The sequence below is a fragment of the Bradyrhizobium iriomotense genome (assembly GCF_018129405.1).
Lineage (GTDB): Bacteria > Pseudomonadota > Alphaproteobacteria > Rhizobiales > Xanthobacteraceae > Bradyrhizobium > Bradyrhizobium iriomotense_B.
In genome coordinates this window covers 110703-133567 of sequence record NZ_JAFCLP010000022.1, presented here as the reverse complement: position 1 = coordinate 133567, position 22865 = coordinate 110703, and the positions used below count along the sequence as shown (strand labels likewise).

Genomic DNA, 22865 nt, shown 5'->3' with positions numbered 1-22865 from the left:
ATCCTCCTGTGGTTGGCTGCAAATGCAGCATGGTTTCAATCCGGCAAGCCTGCCTCTCGCAAATGTCCGATGAAGCGTTCCCGCAAACCTATTTTGAAGGGGCATCGCTCACGATAGGCCGAAAGCTTGAATCGAGGCTGGATGTCCAAAAGCATCCTGGTGACGCCCCGGGCCTCCTCGTCCTGGCCCTTCGCAACATAGGCGGCTGCCAGAATACGCAGGTTGGCGGACAGCCGTCCGTTCAGAGCTGCGGTCTTGCGGGCCCACACAACCGCCTCGTCGTAATTGCCGTTGATGTAATGCGCTTGGCCGAGGAACATCAGGTAGAAATATGCCTGGGTATCGGCCGGCGACAGACGCAATCCCTGTTCAGCGCGCGTGATCGCCGATTGGCCCTCCTCAAGGTAGCCGTACACGCCACTGCTAAGGGTCCAAGCCATAGCATTTCCGGGCGACGCGCTCAACGCTCTGTCAAAGAGGTCGAGCGATGCGTCGTAGTCCTTGAACAACAGCGCCTTGGTGTGTCCGAGAACGGCGAGCGCAAAGCCATCTGCCGGCGCACGATCGACCGCGGCCGTGGCAAGGCGCGCGGCTTCCGCCGCGTCGGGGCCGCCCTCGGCGCCCCAGCCTTGCGCGACATTGTGAATGTGCCAGAGCGCTGCATAGGCATAGGGCGTCGCATAGCTCGGATCCGAAGCGATTGCGGCCTGCAGCAGCTCGCCCGCCCGGCCGAAGTCGAAGAAATTCATGCGATACATGAAGTCGATCGCCTTCATGAGCAGCTCGTAGGCATTGAGATTGTCCGAGCGCTTTTGCAGCGCGCGCTTCAGCTCCGCCTCGCGGACCTGGGGAGCGATGCTCCATACGATGCGTGTCGCAATGCGGCTTTGAAATTCGAACAGTTCGGAGACATCGCCGTCATAGTGATCGGCCCAGAGCACGACGCCTGCTTCGACGTCCTTCAATTCCACGCCAATGCGAAGCCGCTTGTCGGCCCGCCTGATGCTGCCGCTCAAGACGTATCGGACGCCGAGCTCCTGGCCGATCTTCTGGCTGTCGATCGGTCCGCTCCGATAGGGAGACGTGGACATGCTCGAAATGACGAACAGCCCGCGGAGGCTCTGAAGCGCCACGACGATCTCGTCGGCCGTCCCGTCGCCGAAGTAATCGTCCTCCGGGTTCGCTCCCTGCGTGCGAAACGGCAGCACCGCGATGTAGGGCACCTTGGCCTGGCGGCTCGCCTTGCGGCCGCCGCTCGACGGCAATCGCTCGGCCTCTGGCAGCAGGAGAGAATAAGCGTGAACGGGGCGTGCGAGATGCTTGAGCCGGAGGGCGCCCAGATCCTGGACGGGTACGTCGAGCCGGTCCTTGATCTGCTGGAACATCTCATCCGAAAGCACCACGCCGCCAGCCGGCGCCGACTGCTCGAGCCTCGCTGCGATGTTGACGCCCTTGCCGAAGATGTCCTCGGATTCGACGATGGTCTGCGCAACGTTCAGACCTATTCGAAATTGTATCTTCCGATCGTATCCTTCCCGGGTCTGCGCCGCCGCGACTTCGGCTTGCAAGGCGACCGCACAGCGCGCGGCATCGAGCGAGGAATCGAAAGAGGCGAGAAAGCCGTCCCCCGTGTTCTTCACGATCCTGCCGCGAAAGGAGACGATGCACGGGTTGATCACGCCGAAACGAAGCGCTCGCAGGCGGATGTGCGTGGCTTCCTCCGCCACCTCGGTCAGGCGAGCATAGCCCACGACGTCGGCCGCCAGAATTGCAAGTACGCGCCGCGTTGGCGGGGCCTCTGCAACATCGATCTCCGGATGGTTCACGTCGACCACCCCGCTACCTGGCAGAACGGGGGCAGGATAGCAGAGGGCGCCGCCATTGACAGCGCCCACCGGGCACCGCGTGCTCCAAGCAAAGTCAACGCCCGCTTGCGCACGCGCCGGCATTTCGCTGAACGAAGCGGCCCCCAAATCATATGCAGCAAACCTCCCTTCCGGTGAGCGCCATGTCAGGCGAGGCACGGTTGTCGTGTCCGCCAACCTTTGGGCAACTCGCTCCCGGAAGCGGGTAGTGGGGCCTGATCCTGGCGGCCTTTTCAGCCCTATCTGCATAGAGCCCCAATCGGTTTCAGCAACTCGACCGCAAAGCGGAAGACCCGAGAGCCACCGCGTTGCGCAGTTGCATTTTACAGCCGAACTGGAAAGGCGCTGTGAGTTAAATCATACATAAACGCATAAAATTCGTGCCACCCGTCCGGTGGTTGTAGTCCGCCGATTTGCTCGCATCGGCGAGGGGCTAATTGCGCGACGTGGACGGACATGGCGATGCGGGATGGGCGCTGATCGGCGCCCATCCCGTGCGGCCGTCAACCGGCTACCGCAAAATCTCGCGCAGCACCTCGCCATCGACCTGGCGCGGCCTGACGCCCAGGAGTTGCATGATGGTCGGGGCCACGTCGAGATTGCGCATACGGCGGATCGTCGTGTTGTTGCGGATCTGCGGGCCGGCGGCGATGAAGGTCGCGCTCATCACCGGCAGCTTTGGATCGTGGCCGTGGGCGCCGTAGAAATTGGGCATCGACAGCGTGGTCGTTGCCGCGTTGAACGGGCCATCGCCGAGCCGGGCGACGCCGGGGTTTTGGACGCCGTCGAAATTGTAGCCCGGAGCCATCAGCGCGAACACATCGCCGAAATCCTGGCCGATGGTCTTGCTGGTGCATTGCCCGATCGTGGCCTCGCATTGGAGCGGTCGGGTCTCGACCACGGTGAAGAGTCGTCCGCCCTCGAGCGAGAAGTTGAACTTCGGATTTGGATCGACCGCGTTCTTCACGGCGTCGGTGATCTGCGTCACCAGCGCGCTGTAGGCCGCGGGATCGACGGTGCCGCCCTGTTCGCGCTGCTGCAGGTTGACGTAGATGTTGACCGCCGGACCCGAGGTGCGGATCGCCACCTTGCTGGTGTCGATGCCGGCATTCTTCAGGATGTTGGTCATGCTGACCGAGCTGTGGAACGGCGCGAAGCCGTGGTCCGACACGACGATGATGTTGCTGTCCGGCCCCGCCGCCTCAGTGATCTGCTTCACCGCCTTGTCGGCGGTCTGATAGGCGAAGCGGATGTACGATTTGTAGCGGGCGACCTTGGCGGCGTCCTGGCCGGCGCCGATCGAGCTCGGGTCCTTCGGGTTTGTGCCCTGGCGGGGATCGGTGAGCAGGAACTGATGCTCGGAGCCGTCAGGCTGCTCGATATAGATCATCACCAGATCGGCGTCGGGATGGTTCTTGATCGCGCGCTCGCCGATATCGGCCTGGTAGCGCACGAAGGTCTTGACCATGTCCTCGTACATCGCCTCGATCTCGATGTCGGGGAAGCCGATGAAGCCCGGGCTGAGCCGCTCCGGGATGCGGAAGTCGGCCTGCGGGCGCCAGAACCCGATGCTGTTGTTGATGTCGTCGACGTCGGCCAGCACGGCCGCATTGCGCGGGATGTAATTGGCGCCGTAGCGGGCAAAGTGCACCACCGACAGATCGGGCGCAAGCTGCGAGACGAAGTAGGCGGCGCCGACCCTGGCGCCGCTGCCCTCGAAGAAGAACGGCGCGTTCTCCCCGCCGAACTTCGCACAGGCGGGTCCGGTCGACGGCGGCGCGAACGGCCCGGCCGTGATGCCGCGTGTGGCGTCGAAGAACACGAGGGTGTCGTAGTTGACCTTGTTGTCGTTGGTGGTGTCGATCGCCGCCACCCGGATCGCGTATTTGACGTCTTGCGTGGCCGCGTTGGTGCAGGTCGCGGTCTGCGCCGATGCGCATGAGAACGTCTCGATCGGCGTCGGCGTTGCCATCACCGGGCTGAACGAGAAGCGGCCGGCCGCCTGGAGCGATGCGCCTACCGCCGGATCCGGGATGAAGTTCGACTGCGAGAACTGGAAGCCCTGTGCGCTGAGCCCGCCGAACGCGCCGAACGGCACGGTGTAGTCGGTGACGCGGATCGGCTGGGCCGGCTGCACCACGGTGCCGTTGATCGAGATGTCGGCGCCGTCGCCGCCCGGCCACGTCGCGGTGACCACCTTCTTTCCCTGCTGGCGCAGTTGCACCCACAGCGGCGCGGCGGTCGGCTGCGGCGAGGGCCCAAGCGGGCTCTCGCGATAGCCGCCGATCGGCGCCGCAAAACCGCTGAGGCTCGATGTGATCGGGCCGACGATGGCCTGGAAGGTGTTGGAGGGGATGTCGTTGTGAACGGCGGTCGAGCCGGTGGCGATCTCGATATGGGAGACCGCGGTGAGCGAGGGCGAGGCCGTGATGTTCTGCAACGCCACCGCACCATGGCGGCTCAGCCGCGCCAGCCCGCCATCGCGCGGCAGCACGCCTTCCTCGATGAATTGCTGGATGAAATCGGGCTTTGCGCCATCGAGCGAGACGAGGATCACTGGCGATCTGCGGTGGTGGTGGCCTCGATCATGGTCGCGATCGCGGAAGTTGTCGGAACCGCGGTCGCGGCCGTTGTCATCCTGATCGGCCTGTGCCGGCGCCGCAGCGCCGGCCAGCGATGCCGCGAGCGATATGGACGATATCAGACAGAAGAGCTTCTTCACGCGAGTGCCCCTTGCTTTTGTTGCGCAATCTGTGCGCGCTCGATCGGAATGAGGCAGAGATTATCGAGCGTCGCCGACGACGGGCGTGTGACGCCCAGGCGACGCATGTGCGTCGCTTCGCGAAAGCTGTCGCAACAGTCCAACTGACGCTCTGTCGCGCGAGCGATGGGAACTCGCCGGTGCAAGTACGCGCCGATGCGTCTTGAACGCCGCGAACTCGTTCGCTACGCTTGAGAAAAACGGGAGGAGACGCACTGGTCGGCGCGGCCACGGCGCGCGACCGCGCAAGCCTCGCGCAACTCTCACGGGCGATGGTCCGCTCCGGATGAAAATTTGCGGAACGGGGCGTGATCGCCAAGCTGAAAGAGGTTTCTACGGCGCCTCTGCCGTGCAAGATCTGCAGCGCGGAGGCCGCACTGTTCGGCGTGGTCGATTTCGCCAAACACTGCAATGAAGCGCGCCGCGGGCGACTGCCGCTATTGGGGAGGCCGGTGTATTACCACCGCTGCCAGGTCTGCGGATTTCTGTTCACCGATGCGTTCGACGATTGGAGCGATGCGAACTTCAAGGCCGACATCTATAACGACGGGTATATCGAGGTCGATCCCGACTACAGGGAGGTTCGGCCGACCAACAGCGCAAAGTTGGTGCAACATTTTTTCGGAGCGAGGAAGGCGGAGCTGCGTTTGCTCGACTATGGCGGCGGCGACGGCTTGCTGAGCGCAACGTTGCGCGCTTGCGGCTTCCTGGAGGCGCAGACCTTTGATCCCTTCGTGGCCGACTTCGCGCGGCCGCCGCAGGAAAAATTCGATATCGTCACCTGCTTCGAGACGCTGGAGCACATGCCCGATCCGATGGCCGGTATCGCCGCCATCGCGTCAAGCACGAAGGAGGATGGGCTCGTGTTGTTCTCGACACTGGTGCAGCCACCCGATTTTGAGATGCATGGCGTCAATTGGTGGTATGTCGGCCCGCGCAACGGCCACGTCTCGATCTTCAGCCGCACGGCGCTTGTTCTCGCCTGGCAGCACCACGGTTATCAGACCGCTTCCTTCAACGACAATTTGCACATGGCCTTCCGCACGCTGCCCGAATTCGCCCGGCATCTGCTGAAGCAGGCCTGACGGGCGTTCGACGCGCCCATCTCTCGGAATCCACATGGAAGCGTGGGCCCCGGCTCTGCAGCGCACCGCCACTGGACGATGCTTTGCATCGCCAGGGAAGCGCTGCGCTGCGTCCGGGGCACGAGAGTGCTCGAATTCGCAAGCGCGCCTTACGCGCTGACTTCGCACTTCTTCATAAAGCTGTTCTTGGCGGCGCCGGCGAGCGGCTTGCCGTCGGCGCTGACGGCCTTGGGCGCGCAGGCGTCGGCCTTGCACTTCTTCAGGAACGAGGTCTTGGCGGCGCCGGCCAGCGGCTTGCCGTCCTTGCCGACCGCCTTGCTCTCGCAGGTGTCCTCCGCGAACGCCGAGCCCGCCGCAAAGGTGGCAACGATCGCAGCCAGGAAAATCCGCTTCATCATGGGTGTCTCCTAAACCAGAAATGGCGCTGAGGATTGGAGCCGGGAATCATGGCGCAATCAAGCAGGATCGGTGCGGGCCGGGCCTCGGCATGCGGATATTTTGCGGCGCGTGCTGAATGCGTCTCGCCTTGACGTGTGCGCGGCCTGCTCTGGGATTCGCGCCAGGTGCTTGCTGCACTGCGCGCTGATCCTCACAATCTTCCAGGTGCCCAACAAGTTCTTCGAGGCCGATGGCCGCGTCGTCGACGCCTCCGGCCAGGACTGGGACGAGGCTTGGGGGCACACGGCGGCGCAGCGGGCGCAGAGCGTCTAGCGAGTTTCGTAGCCCGGATGAAGCTAGCGAGTCGGCGTGAAGCGCCGACCGATAGCGTAATCCGGGGCCAGGCCAACCGGATCGCTCGACCGCCCATGTGGCTAGAAACCCGGATTACGCTTCGCTCCATCCGGGCTACGAAGTTCGTCGCATCCCTATACGCCGCGCACGAGCAATGCCTTGAAGTCGGCCCGCGCACGCTGCGCCTCGGCGCGCGCGACGTCCGAGGCGTCGCCCATGCCGAAATAGCCATGGATCAGGCCGGGCCCCTCGTGATGCTTGACCCGCACGCCGGCGGCCTCCAGCGCCCGCGCATAGGCTGTGCCCTCATCGCGCAGGGGGTCGAACCAGGCGGTGGTCACGACCGCGGGTGCGAGGCCTTTGAGCGATGCGGCTCGCAGCGGCGAGACGCGCCAGTCGGTTGCGTGAGCGGGATCGGCGAGATAGTGGCCGCAGAACCATTCCATCGTGGCGCGCGTGAGGAAGTAGCCTTCGGCATTCTCGGCGCGTGAGGGAAAGCGCGCGTTCTCGCCCGCATCGGCGTAAGCGCCGACGACGTCGGTCACGGGATAGACCAGCAGTTGCGCGGCGAGCCGGATGCCGGCATCGCGGCAGGCGATCGCGGTGGTGGCCGCGAGATTGCCGCCGGCGCTGTCGCCGGCAACGCCGAAGCGCCTGGCGTCGCCGCCAAATTCCGCGATGCGGCCAAACACGTCGCGCACGGCGGCAAAGGCATCCTCGAAGGCGCCGGGAAAGCGCGTCTCCGGCGGACGCCGATAGTCGACGGAGACGACCACGGCGCCGGTCTCGATCGCGAGATTGCGCGCCTGCCGGTCATGGGTTTCGAGGTCGCCGGCGACCCAGCCGCCACCATGGAAGAACACCACGGTGGGAGCGGGCGTGGTGCCGACCCGATAGATACGCGCATCGAGCGGGCCGGCGCCGCCGTTCACCTTGATATCCTGCACACGATCGACCGGCGGCGGCGGTATGGCCGCGCGCGAAGCAGCCAGTGCGCGCAAGGAATCGCGGGCGCTCTGTGGCGTCATGACCGCGGGATCGCGCATCGGCATGAGCGGAATGATCTGGGCGATGACGGGATCGAGCGGCGCGGGCATGGGCATCCTCACAGGGTTCTTGGTCTTGCTTGCGGGTTAGCATAGATTTTGCGCGCCGCATCGGCAACCGGCCGCGTGTTGCGGTGCTGCGGGGATGAACGGGCAGGGGAGGCCAAGGGGTGGAATTCGAGACGTTGGTCCAGTCGCGCCGCAGCGTGCGCGGTTTCAGGAACGAGCCGGTGCCGCGCGCGGTGATCGAGGCGATCATCGAGAGCGCGAAGCGCGCGCCGTCGTCGATGAACACCCAGCCCTGGCACGTTCATGTGCTTGCGGGCGCGCCGCTCGAAGAAGTACGCCGCCGCAACATGGAGGAGATGGTCGGTGGCGCCAAGGTCAAGCGCGACATCGTCAGCCACGGCGAGTATCAGGGCGTGCATCGCACGCGGCAGGTCGACATCGCCAAGAAGCTGTTCGGTGCGATGGGGATTGCGCGCGACGACAAGCCGATGCGCCAGGACTGGGTGCTGCGCGGCTTCCGCCAGTTCGACGCGCCGGTTTCGCTGGTGCTCACCTATGACCGCGTGCTCGATCCCGGCGCGGTCTGCCATTTCGATCTCGGCGCGCTCTGCTACGGTATCGTGCTTGCGGCGTGGGACCGCGGGCTCGGCTCGGTCATCAACGGGCAGGGCATCATGCGCTCCGACATCGTGCGCGAGGTCGCTGATATCCCGGAGGACGAGGTCATCATGACCTGCGTCGCCATGGGCTATCCCGACGACGGCTTTGCCGCGAACGGGGTTCGCTCGGACCGCGAACACAACGATGAGTTCGTGCGTTACGTGGGTTTTGCCGACTAGCACGACAAAGAGGAGATTGTTCTCCGGCGAAAATTTTTTTGGTGCGGAGTCGTCAGCAAGCTCTTGCAATCTCGAACGTGCGGGAGGAACAATATCCGGACTGAAAGGTTTGTTGCTGGCGCGAGGGAATTGATATGCGGCGGCTGGCTAGCCTGGTGCGACGGTTGTTCGGCCCGCGAGTGCGGCGTCCAATCGATGATGATCCCAATCTTCCCTTCACATCCGACGAGTTTGGGCGACTGATCCGAAGCGGCAAACGCGAGGACATGAAGCTGCTGGCCGACGGGCTGGCGTGCAACTCGATTCCCCGCCGCGCCAAATACCGCGCTACGCATTAGAACCGCGCGGCGCCCCCCTCGTCGCCGCCTTGCTGCGGCCTGTCGCTCGGTGGCGGGCATTTCGACATGGCCTTAGCAGGCGGCTTCGCCATCATGGCAGCAGCCTGAATCCAAATAGCTTCCACCGAGGCGAGGTACCGTTGGGTATCTCTGCACCGCTTGCTGGAAACGCTATCGAAATTCGGCAGGACGCGAACCGTCAGCTTGTCCTTTGCATTGGACCCTCGCCAATTGGCCGAGACGGGCTAGGATGATTCATTCGGTTTGTCGGGCGCCACGGAAAGGGGGAATCCAGATCGGCATGATTGCCGGCTACGCGTCATTTTCCGGCGCGGTTTTTCATTTGTCATGAGCAACAATGATGATGCGCCAGGATTGGCGCCAAAGATATTTCGCTTCTCCGATGTCGACGAGTTTCGCAGTTCGATACGCGGATTGAACATCGAGTTTACGCCGTTCGTGCGACGGATTGCGACCGAGCAGGTGATCTTGAGCCTGCCGGGCTGCGACGTGAACGTGACGCGGACGTTTCCGCGCGTGGTGGACGCGCAGCTGGTTGCCGACTGCACGGCGGTCGGTTTCGCGATGGACGATCTCGAAGTTCCTATTCGCTTCAATGGCGCGCAGCGCGACCGCGCGGTCGTGGTCATCGGCAGCAGCGGCGCGGCCTACAACACCATCGAGGAAGTGCAGAGACAGATCGGCTCGGTCGTGTTTCGTCCCGAGGTGAAGGATCGCGGCTGGCCCGAGACGCAGTCCAGCTTCAAGATATTCGAGACCAGCATGCCGGCGCTGCTCCGGCTGCGGAAGGTGGTCCGGGAGGTGGTGGCGGCCGCGTCCGAGCCGACCGATCCCGCCGAGGTGCCGTTGAAGGGGACGGCGATGAAGGAGTCCCTGTTCGGCGCGGTCGACACCGTGTTCGCCAACCTGGTCGCCGCGCGATGGACAGTGCGGCCGAACGACGGGCGGCAGTTCAAGATGTTCCAGGACATCCGCGCGCTGCTGTCCGAGGATCTCTCGCAGCCGATCTACAGCGAAGAGATCGCACGCAAGCTCGGCCTGTCCGTGCGCACCATGCACGACGTCGTCCGCCGCCATCGCGGCATGAGCCTGCACCGTTATTTGCGCCTGCGCCGGCTCTGGCTGGTGCGTCAGCGGCTGCTCGCCGGCGCGGACAGCGTCAAGGCTGTCGCGCTCGCCTTCGGCTTCTGGCACCTCAGCGATTTCTCCAGAAGCTACCGCGATCAATTCGGCGAGACGCCGTCGCAAACGCTCGACCGCGGCCGCGGGCGCTAAAGCATGATCCGGAAAAGTGCGAAGCGGTTTTCCGAAAAGATCATGCGCAAACAACGACCTAAAGTGCGATAATGATTCATCCAAATCTCGTCGCGCTTTAGCGCGACAAATCGATCGGGCGCGCCGCCTGCTTTCGTGCTAGCTTGCCGGCCATGAGCAATCGCATCCTCGTTCTTTACGGTTCCTACCGTTCCGACCGCATGGGCATCCGCCTTGCGAATTTCGTCATCGATCGACTCCGCGGCCGCGGGGAAGAGGTCGAGTTCATCGACGCCAAGGCCGTCGGCCTGCCGATGCTCGACCGCATGTACAAGGAATATCCCAAGGGCACAGCGCCGGAGGCGCTGGAGAAGCTGGCCGGGCAGATTCGCGGCGCCGACGGCTTCGTCTTCGTCACCGGCGAATACAATTGGGGCATTCAGCCCGGATTGAAAAACCTGACCGACCATTTCCTCGAAGAATGGTTCTGGCGCCCGGCCGCGATCGTGAGCTATTCCGCCGGCCGCTTCTCGGGCGCGCGGGCGGCGACCGCCTGGCACGGCACGCTGTCGGAGATGGGCATGGTGGTGGTGTCGAGCACGATCGGCGTCGGCCCGATCGCGCAGACATTGTCGGCGGACGCCGAGCCGATCGGCGAGGGTGGCAAGGCGCTGGAACGCGCGTTCCCGCGCTTTGCGGATGATCTCGCCTGGTGGATCGAGGCGGCGAAAGCGCAGCGGGCGCGCAAGGCGCCGCCGTATTGATTGTCCCGTAGCCCGGATGGAGCGAAAGCGTAATCCGGGGTCTCTCGCGTCAACGGCACCGTCCCGGATTGCGCTGCGCTCCATCCGGGCTACGATCGCAGCGCCTACGCGGCCCTGACCTCGCCGAGGAAGCGGTCGAACTGACCGGCGAGATCGAGCGACTGGGTCGAGAGCTGCTCGGCCGCGCCCAGTACTTCCCTGGCGGCAGCTCCGGTGTCGTCGGCGGCGCGCTGCACGCCTGAAATGTTGGTGTTGACCTCCTGGGTGCCGCGGGCGGCTTCCTGGACGCTGCGGGCGATCTCCTTGGTGGCCGAACCCTGCTCCTCGATCGCGGCGGCAATGGCGGTGCCGATCTGGTCGATCTCGGCGATGACGTCGGCGACGTTGCGGATCGCGGCCACGGTCTCGTCGCTCGCGGTCTGGATCGCGGTGATCTGCTCGGAGATCTCGGTCGTGGCCTTGGCGGTCTGGCCCGCCAGCGATTTCACTTCGGAGGCGACCACGGCAAAGCCGCGGCCGGCATCGCCGGCGCGGGCGGCCTCGATGGTCGCGTTCAGAGCCAGCAAATTCGTCTGCTCGGCGATGCTCTGGATCAGCGTGACGACGTCGCCGATCTTTTGGGCGCCCTCGGCGAGCGCGCGTGCGGTGTCGCCGGTGCGGCGGGCATTGTCGACGGCGCGGGCCGCAATCTCGGTGCTTTGCGCGACCTGACGGCCGATCTCGGTGATCGAGGAGGTGAGCTCCTCGGTCGCGCTCGCAACCGTCTGCACGTTGGTCGAAGTCTGCTCGGAGGCGGCGGCGACGACCGCGGCCTGGCTGTTGGTCTGGGCCGCGGTCGAGGTCATCGATTGCGCCGTGCTCTCCATGGTGGAGGACGCCCGGGACAGGCCGCCGACGAGCTCGGTGACCTTGGCCTCGAACGCGCGGGTGAGCTCGTCGAGCGCCTGGGCGCGGCGCATCTTGCCGTCGTTCTCGGCCTGCTTCTCGGCCGCGAGCCGCTCGGCCCGGATCATGTTGTCCTTGAACACCTGGACGGCTGCGGCCATCGCCCCGATCTCGTCGGAGCGTTCGGCGCCCGGAATGGCTTCCGCAACCTCGCCATCAGCCAGCCGCGACATCCGCGTCGTCAAATTGACGATCGGGGCGCAGACGCGGCGGCGGACCGTTACGACGAGGCCGATGCTCGCAATCAGCACGGCGGCAAGGCCGAGGAGGGCGATGATGAAGCTGGTGCGCGCGGCCGACGAGGCGCCGGCGAGAACCTGCTCGGCGTTGTCGTAGAAGGCGTCACGAACCTCGATGATGGTGCTGAGGCCGCGCTGCGTGGCGGCGTAATAGGTGTCCATGTCGTGTTCGTACTTGCCGCTGACCGCTCCGTCCTTGACCAGCTTGAGCTCGCGGCCGAACTCCTCGACATAGATCGCGTTGAACTTGTCCAGCGCAGCGGCGACGTTCGTCGGGGTTGCCGGATTGCCGCGCAATTCCAGCAGCGACATCACGATCTGGTCGTTGCGGCCCTGCGAGCGGCCGATGTCCGCCTTCTCGGCGTCGGTCGCCGGCTTCTTGCCGCCGACGAGGTTCTTGTGCAGGCTGGAGTTGAAGCCGCCGACGTCGCGCAGCGTCATCGCGATGTTGGCGTAGCTGGCCTGCCGGTAGGCGTCGCCGTTGAGGATCGCCATGCGGCGGACCTGCTCGTTGAGCAGCGCGGTCACGCCGCCGTTGAGCATGGCATTGTCGGCGACGATCTTCTTGGCGGCGTCCTTGCGCGCCTCGGCCGGTCCGGCCAACGCCTTGTCGATCGCCTCGCGCAGCGCCGTGAACTTCGCATTGATGCCGTCGATGTTGCTGCCGATGGTGGTGCCGTCGTCGAACGGGCCGGGCAGTTCCTTGCGCAGCGCATTCATCTTGTCGCGGGCGCCGTCGGTCTGCTTGCGCAGCTTGTCCTGCTCGACAAGCAGCGCGGGGTCGATGGTGGCAGGCCCGTAGAGGATGTTGGTGGAAAAGCCGCGTTCGGGATTGAGATAGCGCGGGATGTCGCTGACGGCGCGGACGATCGCGAGCCGCCCCTGCGCCTCGGTGATGCGCTCCATCGTCTGGTACTTCGTCGCGGCGACGTAGACGGCGAGGCCGCCGCCCACGGTCGAGAGCGAGACGATGGCGGTGGTCAGGAGCGTACCGATTTTCATGGCCAGTCCGGCAATTGGCGCGGGAGGAGAATTATTTTGCCCGAACGATAGGCAGCCGGCGTTAATCCGCGGTTTACGCTGACGGCCGGCATGCCTGCATGCGTCCATTCGTCCGAACGAGGGAGTCGCGCTAGCGCGGCGTCTGATCGAGCTTGGCGAGGATCTCCAGCGTCGCGCCGTCGCGCTGGCCGGCGAAATACCGAGCGAGCGCCTGATCGAAGACGGGCTCGTCGGACACCGCGCCGAACAGCGTCATCGACGAACGGAATTTTGTGTCATCGGGCGCGCCGAGGATCGCGTTGATGGTCCGTCCTTCGACGGCGAGCACGAGCCGCGTGCATGCGATCAGGCGCGGGCCCAGGACGGGGTGGGCGAGGTAGGCCACGGCCTCCGCGCGCGAGCCGATGGCATAGCGCTGCGACATGGCGCTGAAGCCAAGGCCGGCGATCTGCGGGAAAACGAACCACATCCAGTGGCTCTGCTTCCGGCCCCGGGCCAGCTCCCCCTCGACGTCGCGAAAAACCGGGTTTTGGGCCTGGACAAACCGTTCTAGGTCGAAAGTATCGGTCATTGGATACCCCCGAGGGTGCTTTACCGGCCGCGATTATGCCTAACTTTTGGCTCCCAATGTGGTAGCTGGTATAGAGTCTCTCCGGGTGGGGGTTGGGTCCCCCGGGGGTCGATTTGGGGATCTGATGGTTTCCGACGTAGCGCACGCCGAGAGGCTGTTGTCGCGCCGCCGTATTGGGCGAGCCGAGACGCTACTGCTGTCTTTGGCCGCCGTCGCGTTGGCGCTGGGCGCTGCCGCCTGGGTCGCCGATCTCGGCGATTCGACTCCGCTGGTCACCGCCGCCCTGCCGCCGGCCAATACCCCGTCGTTCGAGGACCGTTTCGCGTCGGCGTCGGGCAATCCGCCCGCCCGCCAGTTCGGCCTGCGGACGCTGGAGCGCTCCGCCATGGACGCGGTCCAGCTCAAGCTGCGCGACGCCAAGGCGATGCTCGCCCAGAAGCTTCAGGGCGACGAGTGGCGCTCGACCCTGACCGATGACGACCGGACCGCAGTCGACGAGCCGCGACCGGCGCAGCATGCCGATGCCGTCCCGATGCCGCGCTCGCGCCCGGTCCAGGCGGACTTCTCGACTCAGATCGCCTCGAGCCAGGCCTATGCCGAGGCCAATCCCAGGGTCGACAACCGCAACTTCTTCGAAAAATTCACCGACAAGATCAGGCTGGCCTCCCTGACCCCCGGCGACGGCCTGCTGACCAAGGCGCCGGACCTCGCCGCGCTCGGCTATGATTCGCGCACGGCGGTCTACGACATCTCGGCCAAGGCGCTGTACCTGCCGAGCGGCGTCGCGCTGGAAGCGCATTCGGGCATGGGCGCGCTGATGGACGACCCCCAGCATGTCGACCAGCGCATGGTCGGTGCGACCCCGCCGGCGACCTATGATCTGAAGCCGCGCGAAAAGCTGTTCCACGGCGTCCGCGCGCTGCGCCTGACCCCGACCGATGGGACCAGCGCGCTCGGCCGCGTCGGCCTGCTCACCCACAATTATATGCTCGGGCCGCGCGGCGATTCCAACGGCTGCGTCTCGATCAAGGACTATGATCGCTTCCTGAAAGCCTGGGACAATGGCGAGTTCAACCGCCTGGTCGTGGTGCCCAGCCTGAGCGGATCGGCGACCGCCTCGCAGCGCGCCAGCACCGCCTCCTGATATTTGCTAGGTGCGGCGGGGCTGCCGTTTCCCCTTCGTTAAGCCGTCATCGTCCAGAAGCAGCCCATGAGTGATCCAGCAAGCTCCGAAACCCCGCTGCGCACCACGTTCAAGATCAAGCTGAACGGTGACACGCTGGCGATTGCGACCGTCGGGCAGGCCTATCAATTCCTGACCAATTTCAAATCGGTCGAGTGGATGGAATTCCGCTCGCTGCACGAGGACGCCGTCGCGGCCCTCGAAGGCGCGGCCGGCAATGCCATGCTGGCGGTGCAGGCGACCAACGCCGTGCGCGCACTGTTCGTGAGCGCGAAGCTGCTTTAGCGACAGCTTCGCAGGCCGGATCAAGCGAAAGCGAAATCCGGGCTGCAGGTCTGCTCTAAAGCGGCCATCTGCCAGCTTGAACTCGGCTCCAGGAACAGGCAAACGGTCCGCGAAGACCGTGGCCGCAAGCCAGTTCATTTGAAGCTTACTTAAGGGAGAGACCCCATCATGAAACGCCGTACATTCCTCAAGGGCGGCGCGGTCGCCGGCGCGACGACGCTGGTTGCAGCACCTGCGATTGCGCAGTCGCAGCCCGAGATCAAATGGCGCCTGACCTCGAGCTTCCCGAAGTCGCTCGACACCATCTACGGCACGGCGCAGACATTCGCGAAATATGTCGCCGAGGCCACCGACAACAAATTCCAGATCCAGACGTTTGCGGCCGGTGAGCTCGTCCCCGGCCTGCAGGCGCTCGATGCCGTCAGCGTCGCCTCGGTCGAGATGGCGCAGACCCCGCTCTATTTCTACATCGGCAAGGAGCCGGCATTGGCTTACGCCACCGGTGCGCCGTTCGGCATGAACCATCGCCACCAGGAGTCCTGGTGGCATTTCGGCGGCGGCGCCGACCTGACCAAAGAGGCGCTGAAGCCGTTCAAGGCGCACGCCATCCTGTGCGGCAATTCCGGCACGCAGATGGGCGGCTGGTTCCGCAAGGAGATCAAGACCGTCGACGATCTCAAGGGTCTCAAATTCCGCATCGCCGGCATGGGCGGCCATGTGCTGGCGCGGCTCGGTGTCGTCCCGCAGCAACTCGCAGGCGGCGATGTCTATTCGGCGCTGGAGAAGGGCTCGATCGACGCCGCCGAATTCGTCGGTCCCTATGACGACGAGAAGCTCGGCTTCCAGAAGGTCGCAAAATACTATTACTTCCCCGGCTGGTGGGAAGGCGGCGCCATGCTGCACATGATCGTCAATGACGAGAAGTGGGCCTCGCTGCCCAAGCAGTACCAGGCGATCCTCAATCAGGCCGGCTCTGCGGCCGGCGCCTGGATGCTGGAGAAGTACGACAGCGTGAACCCGGCGGCGCTGAAGCGGTTGATCGCCAACGGCGCCGAGCTGAAGGCATTCCCGCAGCCGGTGCTGGAGGCCTGCTACAACGCGACCCAGGAGCATCTGAACGAGCTCGCCGCCAAGAGCGACCTGTTCAAGCGCACCAAGGACAGCCACGACGCCTATATGAAGGAGCTGCTGTTCTACACGCAGATCGCGGAGAATTTTTACGACAATTATCTGCTCAGCAAGATGCGCAAGGGCTGAGCGGAAGAGGGGGCGACGGTCTCGGCGGCGCCCTCGCTCTCGTAGGGTGGGCAAAGGCGCGTTTGCGCCGTGCCCACCATTCCTTGCATCACGTGCAATGGTGGGCACGCTTGCGCTTTGCCCACCCTACGGGACTGATCGTGTGGCGTCTTACGTCGCACCCAAGCCCAGCCTCGCGTAGATCCGCCTTGCATAGGCGCCGAAGGCGTCGGTGGTCTTCAGCGGGAGATCGCGCGGGAAGGGCAGGTCGATCGGGAAATAATCGGCCATCTTCGCAGGTCCCGCCGTCAGCACGGCGCAATGCGAGGACAGGAACACCGCTTCCTGGATCGAATGCGTGACGAAGATGATGGTCTTGCCGCTCTCGCGCCAGATCCGCAGCATCTCCAGATTCATCTGCTCGCGTGTCAGCGCGTCCAGTGCGCCGAACGGCTCGTCCATCAGGATCAGTTTTGGATCGTGGATGAAGGCGCGCGCGATGGCGGTGCGCTGCTGCATGCCGCCCGAGAGCTGCTGCGGATATTTCTGCTCGTAGCCGGCAAGGCCAACGAGATTGAGCAGGTCGCGCGCCCGCTCGCGCGCGGCTTTCATCGGCAGCCCCACGATCTCGGCCGGCAGCAGCACGTTGTCCAGAATGGTCCGCCACTTCAAGAGCAGCGCCTGCTGGAACACCATGCCGATGTCGCGGCTCGGATCGAACGGGCTTTTGGCGTTGCCTATTCTGACGGTGCCGCCGTCGGCGCCGTGCAGGCCGGCCAAAATCTTCATCACCGTGGTCTTGCCGCAGCCGGAGGGGCCGACCAGCGAGACCAGCTCACCCTCCTGCACGTCCATGGTGACGTCGGACACGGCGAGAAACTCGGCGCCACCGCTGCGATAGACTTTTCGGACGCCTCGCAGGCTGATGAAGGGCTCCTCCGTCATGCCAGCCATTTATCCAGATTGGCGGCCACGAATGTGTCGTCGCTGAGGTCGGCATGCTCGCGGCAGACGCGGTCGATCTCCTCCTTCTGGCCGGGGCTGAGGCCCTCGCTCGGATCGAGGCACCACAGGCCCTGCATCAGGCCCTGGCGCCGCAGCACCTCGTGGCAGCCGGCGATGCAGCCGTGAAAATTGTTGGCGACGTCGAAGAAGGCGCTGTTGCAGTCGGTGACGCGGGCATCGAGCGCGAGCAGGTCCGCAGGCACGCTGTCCTTATGTTGCGCCGCCTTGCAGCGCTCGAACTGCTTGATGGCGCTTGCGGTCCACACCGACCAGTGGCCGAGCAGGCCGCCTTTGAAATAGGTGCGCGTGGTGACGCCCTTGTCGCGGAGGTCGAACGGCAGCATCAGGTCGAGCAGGATGTGGTCGTCATTGCCGGTGTAGAGTGCGACGCGGTCGAGCGCGCCGGCGGCCGCGACACCACGCAAAACATCGAGAGTTCTGTAGCGGTTGAACGGCGCGATCTTGATCGCGATGACATTGTCGATCGCGGCAAAACGCTGCCAGAAGCGGCTGGACAGGATGACGCCGCCGACGGCCGGTTGGAGATAGAAGCCGACCAGCGGGATCTCGGCGGCGATTGCCGTGCAGTGCGCGATGATCTCGCCCTCGGAAGCGCTCTTCATCGCGGCGAGGCTCAGCAGGCCGGCGTGATAGCCGATATCGCGGGCGGTGCGGGCCTCAGTGGTTGCCTGCCGGGTCGGGCCGGCAAGGCCTGCAACCATCGCCAGCGGGCGCTTGGCCCAACTCGCGGCGGTCTCGGCGGCAAGCTCCAGCACGGGACGGTAGAGGCCGACGTCGCGGATCGCGAATTGCGTCGTGTGGACGCCGACGGCAAGGCCGCCCGAACCGGCGTCGATGTAGTAGCGTGTCAGGGCGCGCTGATGCTGTTTGTCGAGCTGGCGCTCGGCGCTGAGGGCGAGGGGATGCGCCGGCAGCACGGTGCCGTCGGCAATCAGCTTGCGGATGTCGGCGTTGATCTGGCTGTGGTGCATGATGTCCTATCCGAATTCGGGGCCGGCGACGGCGAAGGGCAGTTCCACACCGGCGGAGGTGGCGGGGCCGAACCGCATGCGCTGGAAGGGACGTTCGATGGTCCAGCCTGAGGCGGTCAATCCCTCCAGGAACGCGGCCTGCGACGCGACGGCATCGATCAGGAGCGGGCCGGTCTCGGAGCGCGCGATCGCCTGAACCAGGGCCAGCGCTTCGGCGGCATGATCGGCGAGCAGGGGGCCGATATGGCGGGCGGTCCGGCCGTCGCGGACCAGCGCGATGGCGCCATTCGCGGCGACGATGCGCGAGCCGGAGCGCTGTGCGAAGGCGGAGAGAAGGGCAGTTCGATCGAAGCCGGTGGCGCGCCGGTCGCGCGCACGAAGCGTGTCGATGCTGGCGGACGACGATGGCGGCGCTTCGGCATGCGAGGGCTTCATCAGCCTCAAGCGGCGCAATTGCAGCGTCGGCGTGAACCCGAGCGGCCCGTAGACGGCGGCGCCGTCGGGCGTAGCGTCGAGCCAGCTGGTCAGGCCGTTCTTGCGCGCGGTTTCCAGACAGGCATCGACGAGGCGCGTGGCAAGGCCGCGGCGGCGATGCGTGCCTGACACCAGCACCATGCTGATCCAGGCGTTGTTGCCGGGATAGGGCAGCAGCGCCGCGGTTGCGACCAGTCGCATGCCGTCACGAATGCCGAACACGACGCCGTCGCGCAGGAAGATGCGCCAATCCTCCTCGGTCTGGTTCCAGCGCGCTTCCGTCGACAGCGCGAGCCCGGCGATCGCATCGTCCGCGCTGAGCTTGATGATGGGCGGACCGTCAGTAGCGGCCATCGCGCACCTCGTATTTGGTGGGCTTGCCAAGGCTCGGCATGGCGCGGGACACCCAGTCCGCGGTCCAGGCGATCAGCTGCTCGGTGTCGACCACCGGCAGGCCGAACAGCTCGACGGCCTTCGAGGTGTCGGTGAGCCACGCCGTCGGTTCTTCCTTGCCTGTCAGCACCGGCGTGCGGCCGAACCTCGCGCCGAATTTCGCGGCGAGATCACGCACCGCGAGGATCTCATGGCCGCTGACGTTGATCGGCGAGGTCGGCGCGGTGCAATGCGCCAGGCACCGCAGTGCCTGGGAGGATGCATCACCCTGCCAGATGAAATTGACATGACTGATGCTGACGTCGATCGGGGTACCGTTAAGGACCTTGGTGGCGATGTCGTGCAGCACGCCATAGCGCATGTCGATCGCGTAGTTGAGCCGGAACAGCCGGCCTGGCGTTCCAAATTTGCGCGAAAAATATTCGAACATGCGCTCGCGGCCGACACAGGACTGCGCGTATTCACCGGGCGGGTTCGGCGCCATGTCCTCGGCCGAGCCCTTGCCGTCGACGGGTACGAAGGGATAGACGCAGCCGGTCGAGAACGCCACGATCCGCGACGAGGAGAAGGCCTGCGCAACCAGCGCCGGCACATGCGCGTTCATCGCCCAGGTCATAGACAGATCGCCCTCGGCGCCGAACTTGCGCCCGGCCATGAAGACGATGTTCGGCGCCTTCGGCAGCGCATTGATCGCGGCCTCATCCAGCAGGTCGCAATTGATGGTCTCGACGCCGCGCGCGTTCAGCCATTCCTTCACATTCGGGTCGCTGAAGCGGGCGACGCCGATGACACGGCGATCGGGCACGGCCGCCTTCGCAAGTCCCGCCAGCGTAGGGCCCATCTTGCCGGCGACGCCGAGGATCATGATGTCGCCCTCGACCTTGTTGAGGTCGTCGATCAGCGCCTGGGTCGGCCGGCACAGGAGATCGTCGAGGGCTGCGATATCGGGAATCGACTTCGGCAGCGTCTGGCGGGTGAGGAGCATGAGCTGGTCCTTCAGGTTTGCCGTTCTTAGGTTTGTCGTTCTCAGGTTTGTCTTGCATCGCCCACGACGAACATGCGTTCGAGGGCGAGGACCAGTCCATAGAGCGCGACGCCGAGCAGCGTCAGCAGCACCACGGCCATCACCATCGCGGGCGTGTCGAGCGAGGACTGCACCTGGATCATGAGGTAGCCGAGCCCGCGCTCGGAGGCGATGAACTCGCCGACGATGGCGCCGGCAACAGCGAGGATGGCGCCGACCTTCATGCCGGAGAACACGTAAGGCAGCGATCCCGGCAGCTGGATCTTGCGGAACAGCGTCCAGCGCGAGCCGCGCAGCGATTTGACGAGATCAAGCAGGTCAGGCTCGACCTCGCGCAGGCCACGCGCGGTGGTGAGCAGGATCGGGAAGAAGCAGATGCTGAAGGCGATCAGGATGTTCGGCACGATGCCGTAGGAGAACCAGACGATGAAGAGCGGCCCGAGCGCGACCTTCGGGATCATGTTCAAGGTCACGAACAGCGGCAGCAGCACGAGGCTGATGAGCGGCGCCCAGCTGAAGATCACCGCCAGCGCCACGCCGACGAAGGCACCAAGTGCAAAGCCGCCGAGGATCTCGACCGCGGTGACCAGCGTGTTGGCGCCCCAGGCATAGCTCGCGGTTCCCAGCGTCTGGACCGTCGCGAGCGGGGAGGGCAGGATGAATTTCGGGACGTGGAAGGCATCGACCGCGACCTGCCAGAACACGAGCACGGCCAGATGCACGATCAGGATGATCGCAAAGCTGCGCGCGGTGCGTGCCCCGTCGGCTGCCACGTTCTGCTCCCTGTTGATCGCGGCCTCTTCGCCACGATGTCAGCCTATCCGTCCCCAGGGCAAGTTTCAACCAGTTGGTTGATTATGGCCGGAGCGACTGCAGCACCAGATCGACGACGTGCCGGCGCCGGGCGCGCCGCTGGGTGCGGCTCGACAGATCCTTGCCGAAGATCGCCGACAGCGTCGGCGTGTTGGAGAAGAAGAAATAGCTGAGGCCCGCAATGGAGATGTAGAGCTGGACGGGGTCGATCCCCTTGCGGAAAAGTCCGCTGCGCACGCCTTCATGGAGGATGTGGGAGACGCTTGTCACCAGCGGCGAATGCATCGCCTCCAGCCGGGTGGAACCGCGGACGTGGCGGGCGCCGCCGCGGTTCTCGTCGTTCAGGAGCACGATGAAATCAGGGTGTGCCGCGAGGTGATCGAACGAGGCCTCGATCAGCCGGCGGATCGCCTTGTCGGGCGGCAGGCCCTCGAGATTGAGCTTGCGCTCCTGCTCGCGGATGTCCTCATAGACCCATTCGAGCACGGCGAGGTAGAGCGCGTCCTTGTCGCCGAAATAGTGATAGACGAGCTGCTTGTTGACGCCGGCGCGCTCGGCGATCTCGTCGACGCGGGCGCCGGCCAGGCCGTGCCGCGCGAATTCGAGGCGCGCCGCGGTGAGCAGCTTCTTGCGGGTGGCGACGGGATCGCGCCGCTGCGGCGCGGTGTCGCCAGATCGTTTTGCGGGCATTTCCAACCAAACAGTTGACAAGCGGGAGGCGGACTTGTTGCATTGGTATCCTCACAAGGGGAGAGCGACAAGCCGGGTCGCTGGCAATGAGGAGGATGCGATGAAGCGTTTTCAGGCGGCTGTTGTGGCGCTAGTGCTCGGTTTTCCGGCGGTACCGGCGAGCGCGGGCGAGGCGGTCAATTTGATCCTGAACTGGACGCCGACCGCCGATCACTCGCCCTATTATTACGCCAAGGCGCAAGGCTGGTACGAGAAATCAGGCATCGACCTCACCATCGAGACCGGCAAAGGCTCCGGCGTCTCCGCGGCCAAGGTCGGGTCCGGCGGCTCGCCCTTCGGCGTCGCCGATCTCGCCACCATGCTGGTGGCCAAGAGCAAGGGCGCCGACACCGTCGCGGTGATGAGCGTCTATGCCAACACCGGCCAGACCTTCTACTGGCTGAAGAGCTATGGCGTGAACGGGGTGAAGGACTTTGCGGGCCACAAGATCGGCAATCCGCCCGGCGACGCCTCTCGCGTGATGTGGCCGGCCTTTGCGAAGGCCGCAGGGCTGGCGCCCGATGCCGTCGGCTTCGTCAATGTCGGGCCGACCGCGAAGATCGCGGCGCTGAAGAGCCACACCGTCGACATCATCAGCGATTTCTACAACGAGCACGATCTCAAGGTGATCGAGTTCGGGGGAGACCTCGGCTATGTCAACTGGAAGGACATCGGCCTCAATCCGTACGGCAATTCGCTGATCGTCAACGGCGCTTACCTGCAGAAGAACCCGAGGCTGGTCGAGGACTTCGTCCGCATCACGCAGAAGGCCTTTGCCGCCTGCGTCGCCGACGCCGCGCCGTGCCTGAAGGCGCTGCTCGACCAGGTCTCCGGCCTCGACAAGGAAAACCAGGAGCGGCAGTGGGAGCGCATCAAGTTCCTGATGACCGACGAGTTCACCACCACCAAGGGCCTCGGCTGGATCGACGGCGAACGGATGAAGAAGGACTACGAGCTGGTCCAGACCTATCTCGGCATGGAGAAGCCGTTCGAAGTGACGACGGCGTTCACGACGAAGATGCTGGATCCCGCCATCAAGATGGATGCGAGCAAGGTGAAGAAGTAGGGGGCAGGAGTCGTCGGCCCGAACCCCGTCCCCGAGGTCGTCCTGGCGAAAGCCAGGACCCATTACCCCAGCGGGCAGTTTGACGAAGACTGCTGTTCGGTACTCCGACCGCCCGCAACCGATAGCTTCCGCGGTATGGGTCCTGGCTTTCGCCAGGACGACACGGGAGGTCGGGGCGGCGATCTCGCGTCCAT

General features: G+C 65.0%; 20 protein-coding genes and 1 pseudogene. 9 read left to right on the top strand and 12 right to left on the bottom strand.

Features of this window, described 5'->3' with window-relative positions; all coding sequences use genetic code 11:
- Positions 1-35: 35 nt before the first annotated feature.
- Both JQ592_RS32245 and JQ592_RS32240 read right to left on the bottom strand, forming a co-directional pair.
- Positions 36-2114: an adenylate/guanylate cyclase domain-containing protein gene (locus JQ592_RS32245; RefSeq protein ID WP_246820811.1), complete on the bottom strand. Its 2079-nt coding sequence runs from the start codon at positions 2112-2114 to the stop codon at positions 36-38.
- A gap of 262 nt (positions 2115-2376) precedes the next feature.
- The gene (locus JQ592_RS32240; protein ID WP_211406751.1) at positions 2377-4587 is read right to left on the bottom strand and encodes an alkaline phosphatase family protein; all 2211 of its coding nucleotides are present in this window, start codon (positions 4585-4587) and stop codon (positions 2377-2379) included.
- Between the two features lie 347 nt (positions 4588-4934).
- Between JQ592_RS32240 and JQ592_RS32235 the strand changes: the two genes are divergently transcribed.
- Complete coding sequence (locus JQ592_RS32235) at positions 4935-5711, top strand: class I SAM-dependent methyltransferase (RefSeq protein WP_211406750.1); 777 nt, start codon at positions 4935-4937, stop codon at positions 5709-5711.
- Between the two features lie 149 nt (positions 5712-5860).
- On the opposite strand, the gene JQ592_RS32230 is transcribed toward JQ592_RS32235, so the two are convergent.
- A complete protein-coding gene (locus JQ592_RS32230) occupies positions 5861-6109 on the bottom strand; it encodes a hypothetical protein (RefSeq protein ID WP_211406749.1) in 249 nt (82 codons plus the stop codon).
- A 181-nt stretch (positions 6110-6290) separates the two neighbouring features.
- Here JQ592_RS32230 and JQ592_RS32225 point away from each other — a divergent pair.
- A pseudogene (locus JQ592_RS32225) lies at positions 6291-6422 on the top strand (cupin domain-containing protein); the annotation flags it as partial.
- A gap of 155 nt (positions 6423-6577) precedes the next feature.
- Here JQ592_RS32225 and JQ592_RS32220 read toward each other — a convergent pair.
- Positions 6578-7540: an alpha/beta hydrolase gene (locus JQ592_RS32220; protein WP_211406748.1), complete on the bottom strand. Its 963-nt coding sequence runs from the start codon at positions 7538-7540 to the stop codon at positions 6578-6580.
- A gap of 119 nt (positions 7541-7659) precedes the next feature.
- Between JQ592_RS32220 and JQ592_RS32215 the strand changes: the two genes are divergently transcribed.
- The 3 genes from JQ592_RS32215 to JQ592_RS32205 all read left to right on the top strand — a co-directional run bounded on the left by JQ592_RS32215 (position 7660) and on the right by JQ592_RS32205 (position 10714).
- Complete coding sequence (locus JQ592_RS32215) at positions 7660-8337, top strand: nitroreductase (RefSeq protein WP_211406747.1); 678 nt, start codon at positions 7660-7662, stop codon at positions 8335-8337.
- 686 nt (positions 8338-9023) lie between these two features.
- Complete coding sequence (locus JQ592_RS32210; RefSeq protein WP_211406746.1) at positions 9024-9971, top strand: helix-turn-helix domain-containing protein; 948 nt, start codon at positions 9024-9026, stop codon at positions 9969-9971.
- A gap of 152 nt (positions 9972-10123) precedes the next feature.
- The gene (locus JQ592_RS32205) at positions 10124-10714 is read left to right on the top strand and encodes an NADPH-dependent FMN reductase (protein WP_211406745.1); all 591 of its coding nucleotides are present in this window, start codon (positions 10124-10126) and stop codon (positions 10712-10714) included.
- 104 nt (positions 10715-10818) lie between these two features.
- Here JQ592_RS32205 and JQ592_RS32200 read toward each other — a convergent pair whose 3' ends face one another.
- Together JQ592_RS32200 and JQ592_RS32195 are read right to left on the bottom strand one after the other, a co-directional pair.
- Entirely contained in the window at positions 10819-12900 is a 2082-nt protein-coding gene (locus JQ592_RS32200) for a methyl-accepting chemotaxis protein (RefSeq protein ID WP_211406744.1), read from the bottom strand.
- Between the two features lie 130 nt (positions 12901-13030).
- Positions 13031-13471, bottom strand: a complete 441-nt coding sequence (locus JQ592_RS32195) for a DUF1810 domain-containing protein (RefSeq protein ID WP_211406743.1) — start codon at positions 13469-13471, stop codon at positions 13031-13033.
- Positions 13472-13664: 193 nt separating this feature from the next.
- Here JQ592_RS32195 and JQ592_RS32190 point away from each other — a divergent pair, with 193 nt between their 5' ends.
- The 3 genes from JQ592_RS32190 to JQ592_RS32180 all read left to right on the top strand — a co-directional run bounded on the left by JQ592_RS32190 (position 13665) and on the right by JQ592_RS32180 (position 16196).
- Positions 13665-14615, top strand: coding sequence for a DUF2778 domain-containing protein (locus JQ592_RS32190; protein WP_211406768.1), 951 nt, complete (start codon positions 13665-13667; stop codon positions 14613-14615).
- Positions 14616-14681: 66 nt separating this feature from the next.
- Positions 14682-14939, top strand: a complete 258-nt coding sequence (locus JQ592_RS32185; RefSeq protein WP_018644685.1) for a hypothetical protein — start codon at positions 14682-14684, stop codon at positions 14937-14939.
- 168 nt (positions 14940-15107) lie between these two features.
- On the top strand, positions 15108-16196 hold the full coding sequence (locus JQ592_RS32180; protein ID WP_211406742.1) for a TRAP transporter substrate-binding protein: 1089 nt from the start codon (positions 15108-15110) through the stop codon (positions 16194-16196).
- A 150-nt stretch (positions 16197-16346) separates the two neighbouring features.
- Here the strand turns inward: JQ592_RS32180 and JQ592_RS32175 are convergent, their stop codons facing one another.
- From JQ592_RS32175 to JQ592_RS32150, 6 genes are all read right to left on the bottom strand, one after another.
- On the bottom strand, positions 16347-17129 hold the full coding sequence (locus JQ592_RS32175; protein ID WP_211406741.1) for an ABC transporter ATP-binding protein: 783 nt from the start codon (positions 17127-17129) through the stop codon (positions 16347-16349).
- Positions 17117-18172, bottom strand: a complete 1056-nt coding sequence (locus tag JQ592_RS32170) for a dihydrodipicolinate synthase family protein (RefSeq protein ID WP_211406740.1) — start codon at positions 18170-18172, stop codon at positions 17117-17119. The genes JQ592_RS32175 and JQ592_RS32170 overlap by 13 nt, the downstream gene beginning before the upstream one ends.
- A 6-nt stretch (positions 18173-18178) precedes the next feature.
- Complete coding sequence (locus JQ592_RS32165; RefSeq protein WP_211406739.1) at positions 18179-19000, bottom strand: GNAT family N-acetyltransferase; 822 nt, start codon at positions 18998-19000, stop codon at positions 18179-18181.
- Positions 18987-20024 (bottom strand): NAD-dependent epimerase/dehydratase family protein, encoded by a 1038-nt coding sequence (locus tag JQ592_RS32160; RefSeq protein WP_211406738.1) that lies wholly within the window; start codon positions 20022-20024, stop codon positions 18987-18989. Before JQ592_RS32160 ends, JQ592_RS32165 begins: the two co-directional genes overlap by 14 nt.
- Before the next feature lie 41 nt (positions 20025-20065).
- Complete coding sequence (locus JQ592_RS32155; protein ID WP_211406737.1) at positions 20066-20836, bottom strand: ABC transporter permease; 771 nt, start codon at positions 20834-20836, stop codon at positions 20066-20068.
- Between the two features lie 82 nt (positions 20837-20918).
- Entirely contained in the window at positions 20919-21566 is a 648-nt protein-coding gene (locus tag JQ592_RS32150) for a TetR/AcrR family transcriptional regulator (RefSeq protein WP_211406736.1), read from the bottom strand.
- Positions 21567-21666: 100 nt separating this feature from the next.
- Here JQ592_RS32150 and JQ592_RS32145 point away from each other — a divergent pair, with 100 nt between their 5' ends.
- A complete protein-coding gene (locus JQ592_RS32145) occupies positions 21667-22671 on the top strand; it encodes an ABC transporter substrate-binding protein (protein ID WP_211406735.1) in 1005 nt (334 codons plus the stop codon).
- The last annotated feature ends 194 nt before the right edge of the window (positions 22672-22865 follow it).

Bases quoted from the DNA above. Each gene is read 5' to 3' on its own strand.
- JQ592_RS32245 (WP_246820811.1), bottom strand. From the start codon at position 2,114: ATGCAGATAGGGCTGAAAAGGCCGCCAGGATCAGGCCCCACTACCCGC.
- JQ592_RS32230 (WP_211406749.1), bottom strand. From the start codon at position 6,109: ATGATGAAGCGGATTTTCCTGGCTGCGATCGTTGCCACCTTTGCGGCG.
- JQ592_RS32220 (WP_211406748.1), bottom strand. From the start codon at position 7,540: ATGCCCGCGCCGCTCGATCCCGTCATCGCCCAGATCATTCCGCTCATG.
- JQ592_RS32210 (WP_211406746.1), top strand. From the start codon at position 9,024: ATGAGCAACAATGATGATGCGCCAGGATTGGCGCCAAAGATATTTCGC.
- JQ592_RS32205 (WP_211406745.1), top strand. From the start codon at position 10,124: ATGAGCAATCGCATCCTCGTTCTTTACGGTTCCTACCGTTCCGACCGC.
- JQ592_RS32200 (WP_211406744.1), bottom strand. From the start codon at position 12,900: ATGAAAATCGGTACGCTCCTGACCACCGCCATCGTCTCGCTCTCGACC.
- JQ592_RS32195 (WP_211406743.1), bottom strand. From the start codon at position 13,471: ATGACCGATACTTTCGACCTAGAACGGTTTGTCCAGGCCCAAAACCCG.
- JQ592_RS32185 (WP_018644685.1), top strand. From the start codon at position 14,682: ATGAGTGATCCAGCAAGCTCCGAAACCCCGCTGCGCACCACGTTCAAG.
- JQ592_RS32180 (WP_211406742.1), top strand. From the start codon at position 15,108: ATGAAACGCCGTACATTCCTCAAGGGCGGCGCGGTCGCCGGCGCGACG.
- JQ592_RS32175 (WP_211406741.1), bottom strand. From the start codon at position 17,129: ATGGCTGGCATGACGGAGGAGCCCTTCATCAGCCTGCGAGGCGTCCGA.
- JQ592_RS32170 (WP_211406740.1), bottom strand. From the start codon at position 18,172: ATGCACCACAGCCAGATCAACGCCGACATCCGCAAGCTGATTGCCGAC.
- JQ592_RS32165 (WP_211406739.1), bottom strand. From the start codon at position 19,000: ATGGCCGCTACTGACGGTCCGCCCATCATCAAGCTCAGCGCGGACGAT.
- JQ592_RS32160 (WP_211406738.1), bottom strand. From the start codon at position 20,024: ATGCTCCTCACCCGCCAGACGCTGCCGAAGTCGATTCCCGATATCGCA.
- JQ592_RS32150 (WP_211406736.1), bottom strand. From the start codon at position 21,566: ATGCCCGCAAAACGATCTGGCGACACCGCGCCGCAGCGGCGCGATCCC.
- JQ592_RS32145 (WP_211406735.1), top strand. From the start codon at position 21,667: ATGAAGCGTTTTCAGGCGGCTGTTGTGGCGCTAGTGCTCGGTTTTCCG.